Genomic DNA, 20,602 nt, shown 5'->3' with positions numbered 1-20,602 from the left:
CAGGCTGAAGCGTTAGTTGTGCCATCGATCCCCGTTTCACATCTGATGCCATCAATATCGACTGGCACTGGCGAGGGCCAGGATATCGATAGTCACCGATGCTTGTCTGTCCCGTTCAGCACAGCCGGGTCAGGTGGTGACGGTCACCGTGAGGATCCCGACCAGGTGCTCGCTGGGAAGGTTCTGCGGCGTTTGCACACTCCAGGTGATCTGCACCGTCTCGCCCGCGGCGGCCTTGGCCGGCACCTCGGCGACCATGTCGAAGCGCAGCTCGTCGTGCGCCGCGATCTCGGACACCGGCCGGCAGTTCAGCCGGTACAGCTGCGAGGTGGAGGCGGTCACCACGCCGTTCGCCGAGGCACGGACCTCCTGCAGGTAGCCCGGGCACGGTAGGAGGCTGACGGCCTCGGCCGTCGGATTGGTGAGGGTGACGGTGTAGTTGATGCGCCCGCCCGGTCGGGCGGTCGCCGGGCCGCTCACCGCGGCCCGCAGATCCCACAGCGGCGAGCGAACCGCGGCCTGCGGGTCGGTCGGCGTGGGCGTGGTGAAGGCGCCGACCGACAGGATGGACTCGGCGTTGCCGCTGCACGCCGGATGCTCCCGCGGCCGGACCGGCGCCAGGACCTCTCCACCCTCCGCCGGAAGGCGCACCCGCAGCTCAAACGGCGGATCGACGGCGGCGCAGAACGGTCCGGACCAGGCCACGCGCAGGAGCGCGGAGGAGCCTGCCGGCACCGGCACCACCCGCCTGTGCGCCTCCTCACCGGCGCTGCTCAGCCGGCCGACCGGCACCTCTGCGCCCTTGCTGAACAAGCGGACCGCGGCCGAGCCCTGCAACGTGCAGTCGGTGGCGGAAGTGTTGCGCACGACCACCTCGCCGATCAGCTGTCCGCCGAGCGGCGCGTCGCCGGCCTGCTCGGTCGACCGCGGTTGCCACCATCTGTCCAAGCTCCCGGTCAGCTGAGCCGCCTCACACGGGGCCGTGCCCGGCGCCACCGTCGGCGCGGCGGGCTGTGGGTGGACGCTCTCGATGGGCTCGTCGGCCCAGGGAACGGCGCCGTCCGCCCGCAGTGAGAACGCCTCGGACGGAATCGGCACCGGCCGCTCGGACTCGGCGGACTGCGCACAGCCGGCAGCCAGCGCGGACGCCAGAACGGTGACGGCCCATCGGCGGCTCGGCACCGCCGTCAACTCCACGCCCGGGTCAACGTCACCCGGGCCTCCAACTCGAGCAGGCGGCGCTTGCGGTCGAGGCCGCCGCCGAAGCCGACCATCTTGCCGCCGGCGCCGACCACCCGGTGGCACGGGACGATCACCGGCACCGGGTTGTGGTTGCAGGCCGTGCCCACCGCGCGCGCCGCGCCGGGGTCGCCCAGGGCGGTGGCGATCGCACCGTAGGTCAGCATTTCGCCATACGGAATTTGGGCGATCTCGCGCCAGACCGCCCGCTCGAACTCGGAGCCCCCGCGCATCTCGACCGGCACGGTGAACTCGGTGAGCGTGCCGGCGAAATAGGCCGTCAGTTGCTCGGCGGCCGGATGGGCGCCGGCCGCTCCGGGCCGCGCGCCGAAGCGCACGCCCACCACCGTCTCTCCCTCGACCGCCACACCCAGCGGCCCGATCGGCGACTCGACCACGAACATGGCCCCGATTGTGCACCGAGGGTCTGACAGAAAGTCGGTCAGGCGATGTGTCCCTGATCGCGGGCCCACTTGAACAGCTCGGCCTCGGCCTCGTCGTGATGGAGCGGGCCGCGGTCGAGCCGCAGCTCCTTCAGATAGCGCCAGGCCTGGCCGACAATGGGGCCGGGCGGCACGCCGAGCAGTTCCATGATCGCGTTGCCGTCCAGGTCGGGCCGCACCCGGGCCAGGTCCTCCTCGGCCTGCAGCCGGGAGATCCGCTCCTCCAGCGCGTCGTAGTCGGCGGCGAGGTTGGCGGCCTTGCGGCGGTTACGGGTGGTCACGTCGGAACGGGTCAGCCGGTGCAGGCGGGTGAGCAGCGGACCGGCGTCGGTGACGTACCGCCGGACCGCCGAATCGGTCCACTCGCCCCGCCCGTACCCGTAGAAGCGCAGGTGCAGGGCGACCAGCTCGACCACGTCGGCGGTGACGTCCTTGGGGTATTTCATCGCCTTCATCCGCTGCCTGGTCAGCCGCGCACCGACCACCTCGTGGTGGTGGAAGCTGACCCGGCCGTCGCGGCCGACCGCCTTGGTGGCCGGCTTGCCGACGTCGTGCATGAGGGCGGCCATCCGGAGCACGAAGTCGGGCTCCTCGTCGCCCTCCAGCCGGATCGCGTTGGCGACCACGATCAGGGTGTGCTCATACACGTCCTTGTGCTGGGCGTGCTCGTCGATCTCGAGCTTGAGCCCGGAGATCTCCGGGAGGAACCGGTCGGCCAGGCCGGTGTCGACCAGCAGCCGCAGGCCGGTGATCGGGTCGGCGGCGCACATCAGCTTGGTGAACTCGTCGCGGATCCGTTCGGCGGTGATCCGGTCGAGGTCGGGCGCCATGTCGCGCATCGCGGTGATGACGGGCTCGTCCACTGTGAACCTGAGCTTGGCGGCGAACCTGGCGGCGCGCAGCATCCGAAGTGGATCATCGCCGAACGACTGGGACGGCGCGGCGGGCGTCCGGATCAGCTGGGCGGCGAGGTCGGCCAGGCCACCGTACGGATCGGTGAAGACGTGGCCGGGCAGCGACACCGCCATCGCGTTGATCGTGAAGTCGCGGCGGGACAGGTCCTCGAGCAGCGAATCGCCGTACGCCACGATCGGGTTGCGGCTTACCCCGTCGTACGCCTCTGCCCGGAAAGTGGTGATCTCCAGTCGCAGGCCGTTTTTCTGGATGCCGATCGTGCCGAACTCGCGGCCGGTCTCCCAGATGGCGTCCGCCCAGCCCTGCACCACGGCGAGCGTCTGCTCGGGCCGCGCGTCGGTGCAGAAGTCGAGGTCGTCGCCGAGACGGCCGAGGAGTGCGTCGCGTACCGAGCCACCGACCAGGTGCAACTCGTGCCCGGCGGCGCCGAACCGGCGCCCCAGCTCGTCCGCGACGGGGGACACGCGGAGCAACTCGGCGACCGCGTTCTGCTGGGCGGCATTTAACAGAGACATGGGATGACCAGGTTATCGAACGGCCCGTCCGCTCCTGGGTGGTGGGCCGGTGCCTGGCAGGATGGACGGGTGCCCGTTTCCGAGGCCGTGCGCCGCCTCACCGAGGACCCCGGTTTCTGGACGGGCGACGCCGCCACCGACGTCGATGCCGAAGCCCGCGCACTGCGCGTGTCCTTCCCGGTCACCGGCGGCTATGCGCTGGTGCTCGATCTCGATCCGGCCACCGGTGAGCGGGCGCTGGGTCTGCGCGGCCCGGCCTCCTCCGAGCCGGTCCAGCTGGGCTGGACGTCGGCCGGTGGGCCGTGGCCGGCCGCGTTGCGCTGGTGGGAGCTCGACCTGTGCGCCCGGGTGATCGCCCTGGCCGATCCGACGCTGCCGCACCCCGGGCTGGTGGTGGCGCTGCTGACGCCGTTCGCGCCGGCCACCGCGGACGACGACGAGCGCGCCGTGGCCGCGATGCGCGCGGCCGCGTTCCGCTCACTGCTGCGCGACGTGCCGCCGCCGGTCACGAACGAGCCGGAGCAGACGCCACTGCCGCTGTTCGCCGGCGCGGACTGGTGGCCCGATCCGCCGGCGCTGTCGCCGCGGGTGCTCGACGACGCCACGATCGGGGTGCTCACCCGGCCGGCCGGCGCGCTGCTGGAGGTGCGGTCCGGGTCCCGCTTTCCGCGGGAGGATCTGGCTGAGCTCGTACGCCTGGCGGCCGCGCACCTGGACCGCGTCCCGCGACAGTCCTGGTACGCCGAGACCCGCCCGCTGGCCCGGCACATCCTCGCCACCGGTGACCTGGCTCCCGTTCCCGCGCTGCTGGGTGCGCTCACCGAGGCGGGCTGCGATCATCCGACGGTGCTGGACGCGCTGAGTGAGCCGCTGGTGCCCGCCGAGGCGTACTGGATGGTGGAGACGCTGGCCGGCGCCGAGCCGGGCACCCTCCTGCGGCGCACGCTGTGACCTACCCCTTTATGGTGACTGCAATGGTGGGACAAGTCGGGAGGCTCGGGTGAACGGCGGCCTGTACCGCAGCGCGCATGCCGCGCCGGACGGCGAACCGCAGGCGACCGAGGACGGGGTCACCCTGATCTCGGTCGACGCCCAGGTGGTGCCGGGCGCGGACGCGGCGCAGGAGCAGGCGCTGCCACCGGAGTCGACCGGCGCCGTCGCCACGGGGTCCGGGGGCGGCACGGCGGGCCAGAGCGCGATCATGGCGGTCGGCAGCCTGGTGAGCCGGATCATCGGCTTCGTCCGCAACGCGCTGATCGGTATGGCGCTCGGCACGGCGGTCGGCAACGCGTACACCACCGCGCAGTTCCTCCCCGGCCAGATCTACGAGTTGCTGCTCGGCGGCATCCTCTCCAGCGTGCTGGTCCCGTTGCTGGTCCGGCGGCGCAAGGCCGACCCAGACGGCGGCGAGGCGTTCACCCAGAAACTGCTCACCCTCGCCGTGGTGGCGCTCGGGGTGGCGACCCTGCTGGTGGTGGTGATCGCTCCGGTCATCACCGGCATCCAGGTGGGCGGCGACAACACCGAGGCGTACGGCGATCTGGTGACGCGGTTCGCGTACCTGATCCTCCCGATCATCTTCTTCACCGGGCTGTCCGCGCTGATCGGTGCGGTGCTCAACGTGCGCGGGCACTTCGCCGCGCCGATGTGGGCGCCGATCCTGAACAACCTCGTGGTGATCGCCACCTGCGGCCTGTTCATCGCAATCTTCAGCGGCGACCGGATCACCGCGGAGAGCATCAGCCCCGGCGCGGTCCTGCTGATCGGTGCCGGCACCCTGCTCGGCATGGTGGTGCAGGCACTCGGCCTGCTGCCGGCGCTGCGCAGGGTCGGCTTCCACTGGCGGTGGCGCTGGGATCCGCGCTCGCTCGGCCTGCGCGAGGTCGGCACGCTGGCCGGCTGGATGCTGTGCTACGTGGCGGCCAACCAGGTCGCCGTGTTCGTCGTGGTGCGCATCCTCAACCGGGTGGCCGGCGAGGACAGCGCCAGCGTGCTGGCCTTCAACAACGTCTTCCTGCTGACGATGATGGCGCACGGCATCATCGGCGTGTCGGTGATGACCGCGCTGCTGCCCAAGATGAGCGCGGCCGCAGCCGACGGCCGGTACGCCGAGGTGAGCGCCGACCTGAGCCGCGGTATCCGGCTCACCGCGGTGGCGCTGGCCCCGATCGCGGTGGTCTACGGCGTGCTGGGCGCGCCGATCGCGGTCTTCCTCTTCCAGGGCGGCCGGTTCACCAACGCGGACGCCCTGGCCGCCGGCACGGTGCTGGTGGTGGCCGCATTCGCGGTGCTGCCGCTGTCGATCAGCTACCTGTGCACCTACGCCTTCTATTCCCTGCAGGGCAACAAGACCGCCGCACTGATCAACCTGCCGGTGGTGGCGGTCCGGATCGGCGCCTACTTCCTGCTGGCCGCCGTGCTCGACAGGTCGCTGTCGGCGGCCGGGATGACAGCCGCCAACGCACTCTCCTATCTGGTATCGGCACTGATCTCCCTGGCCGTGCTGCGCCGCAAGATCGGCCGGCTCAATCTCGGCTCGGTGGCGGTGGCCCTCGTCAAGGTGCTGGTCGCCGCGGCGGTCGCGGCCGGGGCCGGCCTCCTCGTGGTGCGTCTCATGCCGGGGGCGGGCGAACCGGACGGAAGGGGCGAGGCGATCCTCCAGTTGCTGGCCGGCGGCTCGGTGATCCTCGTGGTCTACCTCGGTGTCGCGGCGTTGCTGCGGGTGCGCGAAGTGAGTCAGGTGATGGGGATGGTGCGCCGCAAGGTCGGCCGGTAATGGGCCGAGCTGGACAAATTCCCCCTTTTCGGCAAGCCGGACGGCCGAACGGTGGGTCGGCCGGAGGTGCCGCGCCGGGGGGACGACCTGCCGTACCGTGGCCGAGGGCGGGTATGGTCGGTGTCGGCATGTGCTCCTCGCACATCGTCATTCGCACCCAGCACGCGAGCCCAGCATTCGGATCGAGCATGCGAATCGAGCTTGGGAATCGTGCGCGGAGCACCGAGGGAGGACCGGGTGACCCAGGTCGGCGAAGGCCACGAGACCGCGGCCGATGCGGACGGGCCCGTCATGACCTTCGGCGCACCCACCGCCGGTGAGATCCTGGCCGAGCGCTACCAGCTCGAGGTGCACGTCAACGACGACAGCGCCGGTCGCCAGGTCTGGCGTGGGATCGACGTGGTCCTCCGGCGGCCGGTCGCGGTGGTGCTGCGCTACCCGGGTGGCGACTCCGCCACCGAGATGCTCCAGGCCGCGGTCGACGCGAGCCGGGTGATCCACCCCAACCTGGTCGGCGTCTACGACGCCATCGACGAGGGCGCCCGCGCGTACGTGGTGCGCGAGTGGGTCGACGGTGAGTCGCTGCGCGAGATGGTCACCGAGGAGGGTCCGCTGGACCCGGCCCGGGCCACCGCGATCGCGCACTCGATCGGCGACGCCCTGGCTGCGGTGCACGCCACCGGCATGGTGCACGGCAACGTACACCCCGGCACCGCGCTGATCGCCGACGACGGCCGGGTGGTGCTCGCCGACGCGCGCGCCGACTCCGCCGATACCACCGAGACCGACATCCGCGCGGTCGGTGGCCTCCTCTACTACGCGCTCACCGCGCGCTGGCCGCACACCGAGGTGGGCCAGTCGGCGGTGCCCGACGCGACCCGGGACGCCAGCGGTAACCTGGCCGCGCCCCGGCAGATCCGGGCCGGCGTGCCCGCCTACCTCGACGACCTGACCATGGACCTGCTCGACAAGCGGGTCGCCGCCCCGGACGCCGACGCGCTGGCCGCTGAGATGGCCCGGCTGGACGCGGCCGACGACGACTACGACGACGTCGGCCCGCTGCGGTTCACCCAGGGCAACGGCACGGCCGAGGCGCCGCGCAGCACCTCCAAGATCATGCTGGGCGTCGCCGCGCTGCTGGTCATCGCCGTGATCGGCCTGATCTTCGGCATCCGGGCGATCACCAGCTCGAGTGGTTCGTCCGGCGGTCCCACCCAGGCCGGCCTCGGAGCCGACAAGCCGAACACGTCCGACAGCCAGCAGGCCGTCCCCGAGCCGCAGAAATTCAAGCTCACCGAGGACATGGTGCGCATCGTCGACCCGCCGCCGGGCGACCGCTCCGACTCCGACGAGGCCAAGCTCGTGGTCGACGACAACGGCGAGACCGCGTGGGAGACGCACCGGTTCAACACGGCCAAGTTCGGCAACCTGAAAAAGGGCATGGGTGTCCTGATCAACCTGGGCGAGCCGCGCAACCTTTCCGAGATCAGCGTCGAGACGTCCTCACCCGGCGTCGGCATGGACATCCGCACCGGCACCAGCGACCCCGGCAACAACAGCAACGGCGACAAGAAGGTCGTCGAGACCTTCAAGCGGCTGGGCGAGGCGGACGCCGACTGGAAGAGCGACGGCACCAAAGAGGTCTTCTCGGTCTTCGACGCCAACACCAAGTACCAGTACGTGCTGGTGTTCATCACCGAACTGCCGCGCGCCGACAACGGCGACCGCTTCCAGGTGAGCGTCAGCGAGATCTCGGTGTTCGGGTACTGACCGTTACCCATCGGCTCGCACCGCTCGGTTAGATTGCTCGGGTGACTTCCGGGGACGCTTCGTCCGGTGTGCCCGGTGCGGATCAGACCGCACCGGACGACGCCGCGCTGTTGCGCGCCCACCTCGACGGCGACCCGCAGGCGTTCGCCGAGATCGTGCGGCGGCACCGCGACCGGTTGTGGGCCGTCGCCCTGCGCACCGTCGGCGACCGCGAGGAGGCCGCCGACGCGGTCCAGGACGCGCTGCTGTCGGCGCACCGCAACGCCGCCCGTTTCCGCGGCGACTCGGCCGTCACCACCTGGCTGCACCGCATCGTGGTAAATGCCTGCCTGGATCGCATCCGGCGCCGGCAGGCGCACCCGACGGTGCCGCTGCCGGACGGCAACCGCAACGACGACGACCGCCCCTCCGGACCCGAGCCGGCCGCGCCGGCGGTCGACCACGACACCGCGCTGGTGGTCCGCGAGGCGCTGGCCGCGCTGCCGGTGGAGCAGCGCGCCGCCATCGTGCTGGTCGACGTCCAGGGCTACCCGGTAGCCGACGCCGCCGCGATGCTCGGGGTGGCCGAGGGCACGATCAAGAGCCGGTGCGCCCGCGGCCGGGCCCGGATGGCGCTGGCGCTCGGCCACCTGCGCACCGGTGGAGACGCCGGTCACCCGAGCGGTGGGAACCGATCCGCCGCGGAAACCGTCTCATCGGGACCCGCGCCGGCCGCGAAACTGCCGGCGACGGGCGATCGGAGGGAGCAGAGGTGACCGGGGCGGAGTTCGGTGCGCTCGGCGGTGGGGTCGACATCGACCTGCTGGCCGACTACATCGGCGGTGCCTTGACCGGTACGCCCGACGAGTCCGTGGTGGCCACGCTGATCGCCGACGACCCCGCGTGGGGCGACGCCTATCGCGAGCTCAGCGCCGGCATGACCGCGGTGGGCGCCGAGTTGGTCCGGCTCGCGGCCGAGCCGATGCCGGTCGACCTGGCCGAGCGGCTCGACGCCCTGCTCACTGTGCCGGTGCCGGCCACGGCTGGCGACCCGATCGCGGCACCGGCGCCGATCCCGGCGGAACTGGCCGCGCCGCCCGTGCCCCATCTCACCGCGGTGCGCGGTGACGGTGCTCACGGCGTACCGGAAGAAAAAACGACGCAGCGTGCCCGCCCCACCCGAGCCGGAGCCCGACGGCGCATGCGCTGGGCCACCCCGATCGCCATCGCGGCGGGGGTGGCGGCGTTCGCCGGATTCGGCCTGGACTATCTCTCCGGCCAGAGCGCCGAAAACTCGGCCGGGTCGGCCGCTCAGTTGTCCGAGTCGCAGCAGCGGGACAGCGCCGCCGACGACGCCGGTGTCCCGCCCGCTGCCGCCGCGGCCGATCTGCGGATCCTCGAGAGCGGCATGGATTACACCGAGCAGACCCTCCCCGACGAGCCGATCGCCCACGCACTGTCGGCGCCGGACAGCGGCTCCGCCAGCAAGCAGACCCGCGCGGCGGCGGAAAGCCAGGCGCTGGCCCGGCTGCGCGGTCGGCCGGCTTTGCAAGACTGCCTCGACGCGATTCAACTCGAGAACGCCGGCGGCATGATCTCGGCCCTGTCGGTCGACCTCGCCAGGTATCAAGGCGCTCCCGCGATCATCGTCCGGTTCACCGCCGACAACGGCACCTGGGCGTGGGCGAGCGGCCCGTCCTGCGGGATGCAGGGCGTCGGCGCCGACACGCTGAAGTCCCGGCCGGTACGCTGAGCGGCACTCCTCGTGAGGTCCGCCACGGGCCGGCGGAGAGGGAATGGCGTGTGCCTAGCATGGCGTTCTAGCGTGCAGTGTCTCCGGGTGTTCTCCCCGGCGACGTCAGACGACAGGAGTCGGCAGTGGACGAGGTCCGCAATCTGATCATCATCGGTTCGGGACCGTCCGGATACACCGCGGCGCTGTACGCGGCCCGGGCCAATCTCAAGCCGCTCGTGATCGAGGGCGTGCAGTCCGGCGGCGCGTTGATGACCACCACCGAGGTGGAAAACTTCCCCGGCTTCCGGGACGGGATCATGGGTCCGGAACTGATGGACAACATGCGTGCCCAGGCCGAGCGGTTCGGTGCGGAGTTCATCACCGACGACGCGACCCGGGTCGAGCTCGGTGACAAGCCGACCGAGCCGGGCACCGAGGGACTCAAGACGGTCTGGGTGGGCGACAAGCAGTACTTCGCCCGCGCCGTAATCCTCTCCACCGGTTCCGCGTGGCGGCCGCTCGGCGTGCCCGGCGAGCAGGAGCTGCTCGGCCACGGCGTGTCCTCGTGTGCCACCTGTGACGGCTTCTTCTTCCGCGGCCAGCACATCGTGGTGGTCGGCGGCGGCGACTCGGCCATGGAGGAGGCCACCTTCCTCACCCGGTTCGCCGAGACGGTCACCATCGTGCACCGCCGCGACTCGTTCCGGGCCAGCAAGGTCATGCAGAAGCGGGCCCTCGACAACCCGAAGATCAAGGTCGAGTGGCACTCGGTGGTCGACGAGATCCTCGGCGAGGACGGCAAGGTCGTCGGTGCCCGGCTCCGCAACGTGCAGACCGGCGAGACCAAGGTCCTTGACGTCACCGGCGTGTTCGTGGCGATCGGTCACGACCCGCGCAGCGAGCTGTTCAAGGGCCAGATCGAGCTGGACGACGAGGGCTACGTCAAGGTCGACGCCCCGTCCACCCGCACCAACCTGCCCGGCGTGTTCGCCGCCGGCGACCTCGTCGACCACACCTATCGTCAGGCCATCACGGCCTCCGGCACGGGATGTGCCGCGGCGCTGGACGCCGAGCGATTCATCGCATCTTTCGTCGAGCTGTAACAGACCTGGAGGGTCGTAGTGGGAGCAGGCAAGGCGGTCACGGACGCCACCTTTACGAGCGACGTACTGCAGTCGGACCGGGTGGTGCTGGTCGACTTCTGGGCGGAGTGGTGCATGCCCTGTAAAAAGGTCGACCCGCTGCTCGCCGAGATCGCCAACGAGATGGGCGACAGGGTGGAGATCGTCAGCCTCAACATCGACGAGAACCCGGAGACCACCCGCGCCTACCGGGTTATGTCGGTGCCCACACTGACCCTCTTCAAGGGCGGCGAGCCGATCAATTCGGTGACCGGCGCCAAGCCCAAGAGCGCCCTGGTGAATTTCATCGAATCGGCCCTCTGAGCTGCTCCGTACCGACGCCCCGCGCCCCGTTCGGGCGCGGGGCGTCGCTGTACTACGGGTGGATTTGCCACCCGGTGGGTAGAGCGACTGGAGGGTACGCTCTCGTTTTGCCAAGCTCGTTCGTTTTACCAAGCTCGTTATGCCAAGGGAGTCGCGCGTGCGTTCGATCCGACGTGGAGACAGCGGCCCAGCCGTTGCCGAGATTCGATCCATCCTGGTCGGCCTGGACCTGCTCGACACCGCATCGGACGTCTTCGACGACGCCATGGACGGCGCGGTCCGCGCCTTTCAGCAGAGCCGGGGCATCGGCGTGGACGGGTTGGTCGGCGACGAGACCTGGGGCGCGCTCGACGCGGCCCGCTGGCGGCTGGGCGCACGCACCCTCTTCCACTCGGTACCCGACGCGCTGGTCGGCGAGGACGTCCGGACGCTGCAGGAGCGGCTGCTCGAGATGGGGTTCGACCCCGGTCGCGCCGACTCGATCTACGGTCCCCGCACCGCCCGCGCGGTAGCCCAGTTCCAGCGTGAGGTCGGACTCACCTCGGACGGCTCGTGCGGACCGCAGACCATGAAGGCGCTTCGCCGGCTCGGCCGCAAGGTGGTCGGTGGCCGGCCGCAGTGGCTGCGCGAGGCCGAGGCGTTCCGGCAGGCCGGCACCAACCTGGTCGGCAAGACGATCGTGATCGACCCGGGGCACGGCGGCGGCGAGGACCTCGGCGTGGTGGTGCCGGAGGGCCCGCTGCGGTGGACCGAGGCCGACCTCGTCTTCGACCTGGCGGCCCGGCTGGAGGGCCGGCTCGCCGCGGCCGGCATGCGGGTGCACCTGACCCGTGGGCCGCAGCCGGCGAAGGCGATGAGCGGCGCCGATCGGGCCGGGCTGGCCAACAGCCTCGGCGCCGACCTGCTGATCTCGCTGCACCTGGACGGTCAGGAAAATTCGGCGGCGCACGGCGTGGCGACCTACCACTACGGCACCGGCAGCGGGCTCAGCTCGACCGTGGGCGAGCGGCTGGCCAACCTGGTGCAGCGCGAGATCGTGGTGCGCACCGGGCTGCGCGACTGCCACATCCACGCCAAGACGTGGGAGTTGCTGCGGCTGACCCGGATGCCGGCGGTGCGGGTCGACCTCGGCTACCTGACCTCACCGGACGACCGCGACCGCCTGGTCAACCCGCTGTTCCGGGAGCAGTTGGTGGAGGCGATCCTGGCCGCGGTGCAGCGCATGTACTACCCGGTCGAGATCGACGTGCCGACCGGGTCGATCGACGTGCGGCAGCTGCGGGCCGCGCTGACCAACAGCCGGACCTAATTTTCCACGCTGCGGGTCGCGGGGGCCGGCCGGACCGGGCGCAACAGCGTCTCCGGGCTCATCGAGCCGAGGAGCTTCTCGAGCGCGTACTCGACGTCGGACTTCCACGAAAGGGCGGTGCGGAGCTCGAGGCGAAGTCGCGGATAGCGAGGATGCGGGCGTACGGTCTTAAAGCCGACGGACAGGAAGAAATCGACCGGTGCCACACAGCCACCGTGCCGTTCGTCGTCATCCGCCTCGCCGAACTTCGCGTCGCCGAACGACTCGATCGCCTTCACGCCCCGCTTGGTCAGATCACGGGCCACGCCCTGCACCAGCATCCGGCCCAGGCCGCCGCCGGCGAATGCGGCCACCACGTGCGCGGTCATCAGCAGGGCGGCGTCGGCGCTCACCGGCGACGTCGGAAAGGCCATCGAGCGAGGCACGTACGCGGGCGGCGCGTACATGACAAATCCGGCGGGCATGCCGTCCACGTACGCCAATTTGCCGCAGGAACCCCACTCCAGAAGCGTCTGCGACACCCACGCCTCCTTCTCCAGGCCCGGATCACCGGACGCGCAGGCCCGCTCGGCGGCCACCGGGTCGAGTTCCCAGTAGACGCACTGCCGGCACGGCCGGGGCAGATCCTCGAGGGTGTCCAGGGTGAGGTTGACGAGGCGTCGCGACACTGCAATCCCCCTAGAGCAGGCGACCAGTTTCGAGCACGGTCCTGTCCACGTGCCTAGCCCGCGCCCCGGCGTGATCCTACGCCGCAAATCCCATGAACGGGACCAGGTCGGGCATCTCGACGGGGTTAACCCGGAGACCTCGATGCCCACGCCGATTAGGATCGACCTACTTCCTTCGTTTCGAAAGGTGAGGTGAGAGCCGGATGACCGGCACGACCCAGGACGACTACACCGATTTGTACGCGCGACGTGTGCGGGGGATGACCACCTCCGAGATCCGCGCACTGTTCGCCGTCGCCAGTCGTCCCGAGGTCGTCTCGCTGGCAGGTGGCTCCCCGTACATCTCCGCCCTCCCGCTCGACGCGGTCGGCGAGATGCTCGGCCGGCTCGCCGCCGAGCACGGCGCGTCCAGCCTCCAGTACGGCATCGGCCAGGGCACGATCGACCTGCGCGAACGCATCTGCGAGGTGATGGCGCTCTCCGGCATCAACGGCGCCTCCCCGGATGACGTGGTGGTCACGGTCGGCGGTCAGCAGGCGATCGACCTGCTGGCACGTCTGTTCCTGGACCCGGGTGACGTGGTGCTCGCCGAGGGACCGAGTTACGTCGGTGCACTCGGGGTGTTCCAGGCTGCCCAGGCACAGGTCGTGCACGTGGCAATGGACGACGAGGGACTGATCCCGGCAGCACTCGAGGAGTCGATCGCCGCGGTGGCCCGCTCCGGGCGCCGGGCCAAGTTCCTCTACACGATCCCGACGTTCCAAAATCCGGCCGGCGTCACCCTGTCCGAGGAACGCCGCGAGCAGGTGCTCGACATCTGCGAGCGGGCCGGTCTGCTGGTGGTCGAGGACGACCCGTACGGCATGTTGTCGTTCGAGGGCGACGCGCCGCTGCCGCTGCGGGCCCGCCGGCACGACGGGGTGTTCTACGTCAGCACGTTCTCCAAGACGTTCGCGCCGGGTCTGCGGGTGGGCTGGATTCTGGCCCCGCACGCCGTACGGGAAAAGCTTGTCATGATGAGCGAGGCCAACGTGCTGTGCCCGAGCGCATTCGCCCAGGGCGCGGTAACCCAGTACCTCACCAACATGCCGTGGCGCGAGCAGGTCAAGACGTATCGCGAGCTGTACCGGGAACGCCGCGACGCGCTGGTGACGGCCCTGCGCGACCTGATGCCGGCCGGCACCGCCTGGACCCATCCGACCGGCGGCCTGTTCGTCTGGGTGACGCTGCCCGAGGGTCTCGACTCCAAGGCGATGATGCCGCGGGCGATCGCGGCGCGGGTGGCGTACGTGCCCGGCACGGGCTTCTACGCGGACGGCACCGGCACGGGCAACATGCGGCTCAATTTCTCGTACGCGACGCCCGAGCGGCTGCGTGAGGGCGTGCGCCGCCTCTCCGGCGTGATGCAGCAGGAACTCGCGATGCGCGCGGTCTTCGGCACCGCCGCGCCGCACCACCGCCGCCGGGGCGCGGTCGCCGCCGATGCCCCCGGCCCCGACTTGGCATGATCACTTCCATGGGTGTGGGTGACGAAGTGCGCGTGATGGTTCTGGCCGGTGGCCTCTCCTACGAGCGGGACGTGTCGCTGCGTTCCGGTCGCCGGGTGCTCGACGCGCTGCGCGCGGTGGGCGTCACGGCCGAAATGCGCGACGCCGACGTGTCGCTGCTGCCGGCCCTCCAGGAAGACCCGCCGGACGCGGTGGTGATCGCCCTGCACGGCGCCACCGGCGAGGACGGTTCGCTGCGCGGGGTGCTGGACCTCTGCGGCGTCCCGTACGTGGGCTGCGACGCCCAGGCGGCCCGGATGGCCTGGGACAAGCCGTCGGCCAAGTCGATGCTGCGCGAGGCCGACATCCCGACGCCCGACTGGGTGGCGCTGCCGCACGACAGGTTCTCCGAGCTGGGCGCCGTGGCGGTGCTCGACCGCATCGTCAACCGCCTGGGCCTGCCGCTGATGGTCAAACCGGCCCAGGGCGGTTCGGGCCTGGGCGCCGCGGTGGTCCGGGAGGATGCGGCCCTGCCGGCAGCGATGGTGGGTTGTTTCGCGTACGACTCAACGGCGCTGGTCGAACGTTACGTGCCCGGCGCCGACGTGGCGGTCTCGATCGTCGACCTGGGCGCGGGCCCGCAGGCGCTCCCTGCAGTAGAGATCGTCCCGCGCGACGGCGTGTACGACTATGCGGCCCGTTACACGGCCGGCCTGACCACGTGGCACGCGCCGGCCCGGTTGGACGAGGAGGTCGCGGCCAGGGTGGCGGAGACGGCGCTGGCGGCCCACAAGGCGTTGGGCCTACGCGACCTGTCCCGGGTGGATCTGATCGTGGCTGAGGACGGTTCACCGCAGGTGCTGGGCATCAATGTGTCACCGGGCTTGACGGAGACGTCGTTGCTGCCGCTGGCGGTGCAGGCGGCGGGGATGGATCTGGGACGCATCTTGGCGACGCTGGTGGGGCGGGCGGTGGCGCGCTCCCGGGAAGGGTAGGGCCGGCCTGTCGCGGCACTGGGCCGCCCTTGGTGCACGCGAGGCTTCGACACGATCTGCCGAGCGCGGCGACGTTCCCCACAGCGAGCCGTCCAGCACCGCGTTATTCCGATCTCGCCGGATAAGCCTCTACCGCCGCCGTCCTTAGGTATACCGAGCCAGCCCGCATCCCCCGACGCGCCGACACGCCTGGTCCCCACACAGCGCTGTAACCGTCCCACGCCGACCGTCTGATTCCCACACCGCGCTGTCACCGCGCCATGCCGACTGGGCCGGGGCCTTACTGCGCACTTCCCGGCTGGTGTCGCTGAGTTTCGGCACCAGCCGCGGGGACCGTTTGGCTGCGGCTGAAGGCGAGCCACGTTGTCCAGTGGAGTAGCTGATCTCGTTGGCGCCGTCTGGCACGTCGCAGGGAGCCGAAGTCAGCCAGGGCAATGTCGAGGCGGCCGAAGGTGACCTCAGGCCGGGAATCAGGCGGTTCTGTCCAGCCGTTGACGTGGAGGATCAGGCAGATCCACGAAGCCTCTGGGGAACCCTCGTAGAGGTAAGGGAGCACGGCGAATGTCTCCCCACCTTGTGGGTGGAGACCCTTCGCCGTGCGGCTGAACCCTCGCCGCTTAGCGGTGCTGATCAGTGTCACCAGTTCGTCGCTGGAAACGAGGCGCAGGTCAGCAGGCACGGAACATCCGAACCATGACTGCACTGACTTCCGCTTGATGCCACGACCACGCAGCCGGATCAACCATGCCTCCCTGATCGACACGTATATTCTCGCGCTGCGGATCGCGCGCATGGGTTCTCTCCCCCATCCACGCGAGCTCGACGCACTCCTCCGCGCCAGGGACATACACCGGCGGACCCGGCTGGCTGATCGACATGCTCGCACTCACCCGCCAACGCCTGGAAAGCACGGCCGAACACGGCGGGTCATAGCGCCGGCAGAGACTTTGACTCGCGACGGGGTGGCTCTCAAACACACCGACATTGATCATGCCGAACCACCTGGGTTGGCTCTAAAACTCGCCTACAAACGGCTCCCGTGCTCACCAGCAAAATCGCCCTGTGCGGCCGCGCCAGCGCCTACCGATGCTTCCGCGCCGGCCTCTAGGTTGTGGCCTGCGGCTGTCGCTGCGGCGTCGGGGGGCGCGGATGGGGCACTGTCGCCGGGTTTCCGAGGTCGCCTAGCGTGGCCGGCCGGCGGTCGTCTACCGCGGTCGACTCGCCGTCCGTAGCTGTGCCCTCGTCACGGTCTCTTACGACCGTCGCGTCGGCACGGGGCTCACCTTCCACCACAGCACCGACCTCCGTATTGGCCGCGTTCTGCGTTCCTGGTTCCGCGTCCCGAGCCCCAACGCCCGGCCCGGTTATATTGCTGGATCCGGCTTCATTGCTGGATCCGGTTTCGTTGCTGGGCCCAGCCTCATCGCCTATCCCGGCCATGCCACCGAGCCCTGGCCGACCACCCGACTCGGCGTCCGCTTGCGGCCCAACCTGCCCACGACCACGTTCATCCGAACCCTCGCCCGTTCCAGGGTCGGCGTCAGTCCCGGGATCCACGTCTGCTTCTTGCTGCCCAGCGCCCCCTTGCCCCGTTCCGAGATCCTCTTCGGCGTCAAAGCCAGCTCCAGCCGCCCCGGCATCCGGCGAGACGGTGAACGTCGACGGCGCCTGCCACTGAATGTGCGGCGGCTCGGCAATCGCCTGCCCACCGAACTCCGCCAACCAGGCCGCCACCAATGCCAGATTTTCCCGCCACTGCTGCTCCGGAATCACCGGCAGAATGTCGTCCCACAGCGACAGGAACGTGCCCCGCAACTGCAGCCGGCCATAGGGCCGGGCGAGGAACCAGAGGTGCAGGTGCGCGGACCCATCACCCCATCGATTGACGTGTACGCGGGCGACGCCGTCCAGCGATCGAATCGCGCGCTCGAGTCGGACCGTCATGACACCGAGTTCCGCCGCCAGCAGGTTCGGCAGGTCCCCCAGGTCCAGGTGCGAACGGCACTCCAGGATGAGAACCATCGGTAGCCCGGTAGGGCGATCCATCGTGCGGACGCGCCACCGCTCAGAAACCCAGATGTAAGAGCCGTCGGGCGTGCCGCACGCAACGCACTCGGCGGCGTCCTCACCGCTTCGCGGCGGCTCGACTTCGACCGGGGCAGCGAGCGGCTTGACCCTCATGTCCCCTTCAAAGGGAAACGACGGCCAACGCGTGAAGTCGGGCAAGGGAACCGTGTTGTCGCGCACGACGTGACCTTAGCCCAGGCCAGACCCACTGTCCCGGGTCAATTTTCGACACTGTGGGTAACACCCGGTCAGCCGATCGAGCGACCAGATCAATGTCGATACCCATCACCGTCCGTGGGCACCGCACAACTCGCAAAGTTATCCACAGAAGTTATCCACAGGCTGGCTCGTTTCACGTGAAACGCGACGTAGAACGCGTGCAGCCCCTGTGGATACACCCGTGGACGACGTCCACCACATCGGCGCCGTTTCACGTGAAACGGCGCCCACCCGTTTCTCACAGGCTTTACCCACAGCCTGTGGATAAAGGCCCTCACGGATGCACCACCCCTCGACATGCAGGCCGAGAAGGCACATCACCCTGCCGCGTCGCACACCGGTATCGGTCTCCTCGGGAACGCCGGCCAGATGGCCATTACGCCACACCCGTCTGAGATTGGCTCACTTTCACATCCGCACCCAAGCGCGAGATGAGACGTCCTCACGGCCGTTTCCGGGCCCCTCAATGCGACCATCCCCTGGCCCTACGCATGTCCCAGTCCTGCCCAGCCTCGAGACGTCAGCACCAACCTACGGCTGGCCCTTTGGGCACCCTTCGAGCGGTCACGGTGGCAGACGACGCCGACAACATGGAGCGCGACGCAGGCGGAAGTTGCTCGGCGGAGACGCGTAGTTCCTATAGGCCGACCGCAGCCTCCATCTGCGCGGTGCGCCGGCACCGAGGCGAAGAGGCGTCGACAGACACCTGTCGGCCGTCTTCTTCAGGTCCGGTCAACCCCGCCAGGAGCGTTCGGCGACGTCGCGCTAGCGCCCGCCGCCTAATCGCGCAGTGGAGAAAGTCGCTCGTGTACGCCGCGCCGCGCCGGCACGAGGCTGACCCCACCCCCGCATAGCCCGATAGCGACCCAGGACAGGCTGCGCTCAGGGGTTGCCCCGCCCGTCGGCAGTCCAGGTTTGCTTACCAATGGCCGATCCCAAACCCGCTCACGCCCGCCGCCTCAGCGCCTACCGAGTCACGCATAACGGGTACGGCGCTGACGCACTTGGCCGCCGACACCGAGACCCGGCGACCTGCGCAGGACTGGCCCGGACACCATGCCCTCCACCGCGATCGCCGACGCCCGGGCCACCGCAGCCGCCCGCCATCGATCGGTGGTGTTCCGCCCAGTGCGTCGCACCCTGATATCCCCGTCGTCGGGGTGGCCTACATTGCCTCCCCCGTTCTCCTCGCGATCATCCGGCACAACCCGTTTCATCGAACACGATTGCGCGCAGGTGCTTGCCTTGGGCGCCTGTGCGACCACTAGTGGAACAGCGTGAACCCCCACGTCGATTTGCCCGATGGTTCAGCGAGTGCGCACCGGCCCGATCGTGATCTGGGATGTAGGTAGCCAGCAGACCGGCCGAGTTCTACCGGCGGTCAGATACGCGTTCATCGGAGCCGCTGCGAGTGCCAGCCCGCCGATCCCGCCCAAGGAAGCAGACCGCTACCGCGCTCCAGCCGTGGTGACTCTCACCCCGAGTGCACGCCAGCATCGGAGATCGGGCGCCGCCCATCCCACGCACCTCCAGTGCCGCACGGTGCGGCTGGCTCGGCGTCAGCTCTCGCCACCACCGCTGCGAGGGCTCAGGCCACCAGTTCCAGAGGCCAGGATTTCGTTGCCTATCCTGGCCGGCCGGTCCGCATCTGCTTCGGGTATGCGGACCACGGGTTGACCTTCGCAGCCCTGCCGGCCCGCCCGCGAATCGCTGCTGCGACCACCAGCACAGCCCCCGTTCGCGTCCCGGCAACCTCGCTTGAACAGACACTTGGGTGGCGGCGATCGAAACCTCAGAGGCCTCGCGTCTCGGCACCGCTAGAGCGAGCCCTGAACTCCGACCGGACATCGCCATCTTGGAATCGCATCCTTACGATCCGGGCAAGTCCGCGCCGATCGCGGCCTGGTACCTCGGATCCTCGCGCCACACCCGAGTTCCGACGTTGACGGCATGCGGATCTGATCCCGCACCGCTCTCGCACCGCCAATTCCCAGCGACCGCCCGGCGCAGTGCTGTCCTTCGCGATGCGCCGGGCGAGGATCCAGCTCTCTTTTTCGGGGCCGTCCAAATCCGCGGTCAGGTGCCGGCACGAACTTCCCGCGGACCAGGCATCGGGTCACCCACACACGTAGTCGCCAACGAACGATGGCAGCTAACGGTCATGCCTGACCTAATTCGCGCGCGACGCCTCGCCCCCACGCCACTGACGGGCGGCATGTCCCGTCAGCAACTGACACCCAGCTTCGCGGTGCGTGCGACAGGCATGGCCAACCCAGCTCCGCCCAGGACTTCCCTCAACAACCTGCCGATACAGGACTCGGCCAGAACAGCCACACAGACACCAGCGCGCCCCGAAGATCCACGGCCGGCTTATCGGCATTCCCCTACCGCCCCGCGGGGCTGTGCCGATCACGCATGTCGAGCCATGATTGCCAAGCTAGACAAAATCCCAGACCCATATTTCTCTCACCGCCGGACGGCCAAACCGCGCGCCGCTCCCCACCCATCGGACCGCGCACTACTCCGCGCCCGGACATACACCCAACCAGAACCTCTGCCGTACCCCATGACGCGCTGATGCTTCCGCGCGCGGGCCAACCAGCTACAGCATGCCCGGCGGACGCCCCGCGCTAGCCAACTACTTTCCTTAGGCAGGTCGCCTCGGCCGGAGGATGTGACACGCGCCCGCGAGCTATGTCGAAGCTGCCTATGTCGTGCCCCGCTGGACAACGGCCGGCGCCCGCGGTCACCAACGCAAGAACCCCCTTGAGATTGAAGGTCCGTTCGAGCGCGACCGCGAATCGCCGAGGGCGGTTGGCCGGTCTCCGGGTTCGAGTTTGGGGGCGCAGGGACGGAACCGGAGCGACTCGACGGCCACTACGAGGTTCGGCCGTTTCACGTGAAACCGGCTCCCGGCTCCCGGCTCCCGGCTCCCGGCTCCCGGCTCCCGGCTACCGGCTCCCGGCTCCCGGCTCCCGGCTCCCGGCTCCCGGCTCCCGGCTCCCGGCTCCCGGCTCCCGGCTCCCGGCTCCCGGCTCCC

At 69.9% G+C, this 20,602-nt stretch carries 15 protein-coding genes; 10 read left to right on the top strand and 5 right to left on the bottom strand.

The window, feature by feature from the left end; translation table 11 throughout:
• Window positions 1-129 precede the first annotated feature (129 nt).
• From Ari01nite_RS19605 to Ari01nite_RS19595, 3 genes are read right to left on the bottom strand one after another with little or no spacing between them, the layout of a single operon-like run.
• Window positions 130-1,197 (bottom strand): DUF4232 domain-containing protein, encoded by a 1,068-nt coding sequence (locus Ari01nite_RS19605; RefSeq protein WP_203782718.1) that lies wholly within the window; start codon window positions 1,195-1,197, stop codon window positions 130-132.
• The gene (locus tag Ari01nite_RS19600; RefSeq protein WP_203782717.1) at window positions 1,188-1,643 is read right to left on the bottom strand and encodes a methylated-DNA--[protein]-cysteine S-methyltransferase; all 456 of its coding nucleotides are present in this window, start codon (window positions 1,641-1,643) and stop codon (window positions 1,188-1,190) included. Before Ari01nite_RS19600 ends, Ari01nite_RS19605 begins: the two co-directional genes overlap by 10 nt.
• Window positions 1,644-1,681: 38 nt before the next feature.
• Window positions 1,682-3,112, bottom strand: coding sequence for a CCA tRNA nucleotidyltransferase (locus Ari01nite_RS19595; RefSeq protein WP_203782716.1), 1,431 nt, complete (start codon window positions 3,110-3,112; stop codon window positions 1,682-1,684).
• 69 nt (window positions 3,113-3,181) lie between these two features.
• Here Ari01nite_RS19595 and Ari01nite_RS19590 point away from each other — a divergent pair, with 69 nt between their 5' ends.
• From Ari01nite_RS19590 to Ari01nite_RS19555, 8 genes are all read left to right on the top strand, one after another.
• On the top strand, window positions 3,182-4,063 hold the full coding sequence (locus Ari01nite_RS19590; protein ID WP_203782715.1) for a hypothetical protein: 882 nt from the start codon (window positions 3,182-3,184) through the stop codon (window positions 4,061-4,063).
• Between the two features lie 49 nt (window positions 4,064-4,112).
• Complete coding sequence (gene murJ, locus Ari01nite_RS19585) at window positions 4,113-5,888, top strand: murein biosynthesis integral membrane protein MurJ (protein ID WP_203782714.1); 1,776 nt, start codon at window positions 4,113-4,115, stop codon at window positions 5,886-5,888.
• A gap of 291 nt (window positions 5,889-6,179) precedes the next feature.
• On the top strand, window positions 6,180-7,658 hold the full coding sequence (locus tag Ari01nite_RS19580) for a protein kinase family protein (protein ID WP_203782735.1): 1,479 nt from the start codon (window positions 6,180-6,182) through the stop codon (window positions 7,656-7,658).
• Between the two features lie 41 nt (window positions 7,659-7,699).
• On the top strand, window positions 7,700-8,413 hold the full coding sequence (gene sigM, locus Ari01nite_RS19575; RefSeq protein WP_438872201.1) for an RNA polymerase sigma factor SigM: 714 nt from the start codon (window positions 7,700-7,702) through the stop codon (window positions 8,411-8,413).
• Window positions 8,410-9,390 (top strand): RsmA family anti-sigma factor, encoded by a 981-nt coding sequence (locus tag Ari01nite_RS19570; protein ID WP_203782713.1) that lies wholly within the window; start codon window positions 8,410-8,412, stop codon window positions 9,388-9,390. Before sigM ends, Ari01nite_RS19570 begins: the two co-directional genes overlap by 4 nt.
• A gap of 125 nt (window positions 9,391-9,515) precedes the next feature.
• Window positions 9,516-10,475: a thioredoxin-disulfide reductase gene (gene trxB, locus Ari01nite_RS19565; RefSeq protein ID WP_203782712.1), complete on the top strand. Its 960-nt coding sequence runs from the start codon at window positions 9,516-9,518 to the stop codon at window positions 10,473-10,475.
• Between the two features lie 18 nt (window positions 10,476-10,493).
• Complete coding sequence (gene trxA, locus Ari01nite_RS19560) at window positions 10,494-10,817, top strand: thioredoxin (RefSeq protein WP_203782711.1); 324 nt, start codon at window positions 10,494-10,496, stop codon at window positions 10,815-10,817.
• Between the two features lie 157 nt (window positions 10,818-10,974).
• Complete coding sequence (locus Ari01nite_RS19555) at window positions 10,975-12,126, top strand: N-acetylmuramoyl-L-alanine amidase (RefSeq protein ID WP_203782710.1); 1,152 nt, start codon at window positions 10,975-10,977, stop codon at window positions 12,124-12,126.
• On the opposite strand, the gene Ari01nite_RS19550 is transcribed toward Ari01nite_RS19555, so the two are convergent.
• Window positions 12,123-12,794 carry a GNAT family N-acetyltransferase gene (locus Ari01nite_RS19550; protein WP_203782709.1) on the bottom strand — a complete coding sequence of 224 codons (672 nt, stop codon included), beginning with the start codon at window positions 12,792-12,794 and terminating at the stop codon, window positions 12,123-12,125. The two genes, Ari01nite_RS19555 and Ari01nite_RS19550, sit on opposite strands and share 4 nt — an antisense overlap.
• Before the next feature lie 203 nt (window positions 12,795-12,997).
• Between Ari01nite_RS19550 and Ari01nite_RS19545 the strand changes: the two genes are divergently transcribed.
• Window positions 12,998-14,302, top strand: a complete 1,305-nt coding sequence (locus tag Ari01nite_RS19545) for an aminotransferase-like domain-containing protein (protein WP_203782708.1) — start codon at window positions 12,998-13,000, stop codon at window positions 14,300-14,302.
• Window positions 14,299-15,276, top strand: a complete 978-nt coding sequence (locus Ari01nite_RS19540) for a D-alanine--D-alanine ligase family protein (protein ID WP_203782707.1) — start codon at window positions 14,299-14,301, stop codon at window positions 15,274-15,276. The genes Ari01nite_RS19545 and Ari01nite_RS19540 overlap by 4 nt, the downstream gene beginning before the upstream one ends.
• Before the next feature lie 1,104 nt (window positions 15,277-16,380).
• Here the strand turns inward: Ari01nite_RS19540 and Ari01nite_RS49925 are convergent.
• Entirely contained in the window at window positions 16,381-17,502 is a 1,122-nt protein-coding gene (locus Ari01nite_RS49925) for an ICP22 family protein (protein ID WP_239162856.1), read from the bottom strand.
• Window positions 17,503-20,602 lie beyond the last annotated feature (3,100 nt).

The organism is Paractinoplanes rishiriensis (genome assembly GCF_016862375.1).
In the GTDB taxonomy this organism is placed as follows: domain Bacteria; phylum Actinomycetota; class Actinomycetes; order Mycobacteriales; family Micromonosporaceae; genus Actinoplanes; species Actinoplanes rishiriensis.
The sequence above is the reverse complement of the archived record's forward strand: the minus strand, read 5'-3'. Positions and strand labels throughout refer to the sequence as shown.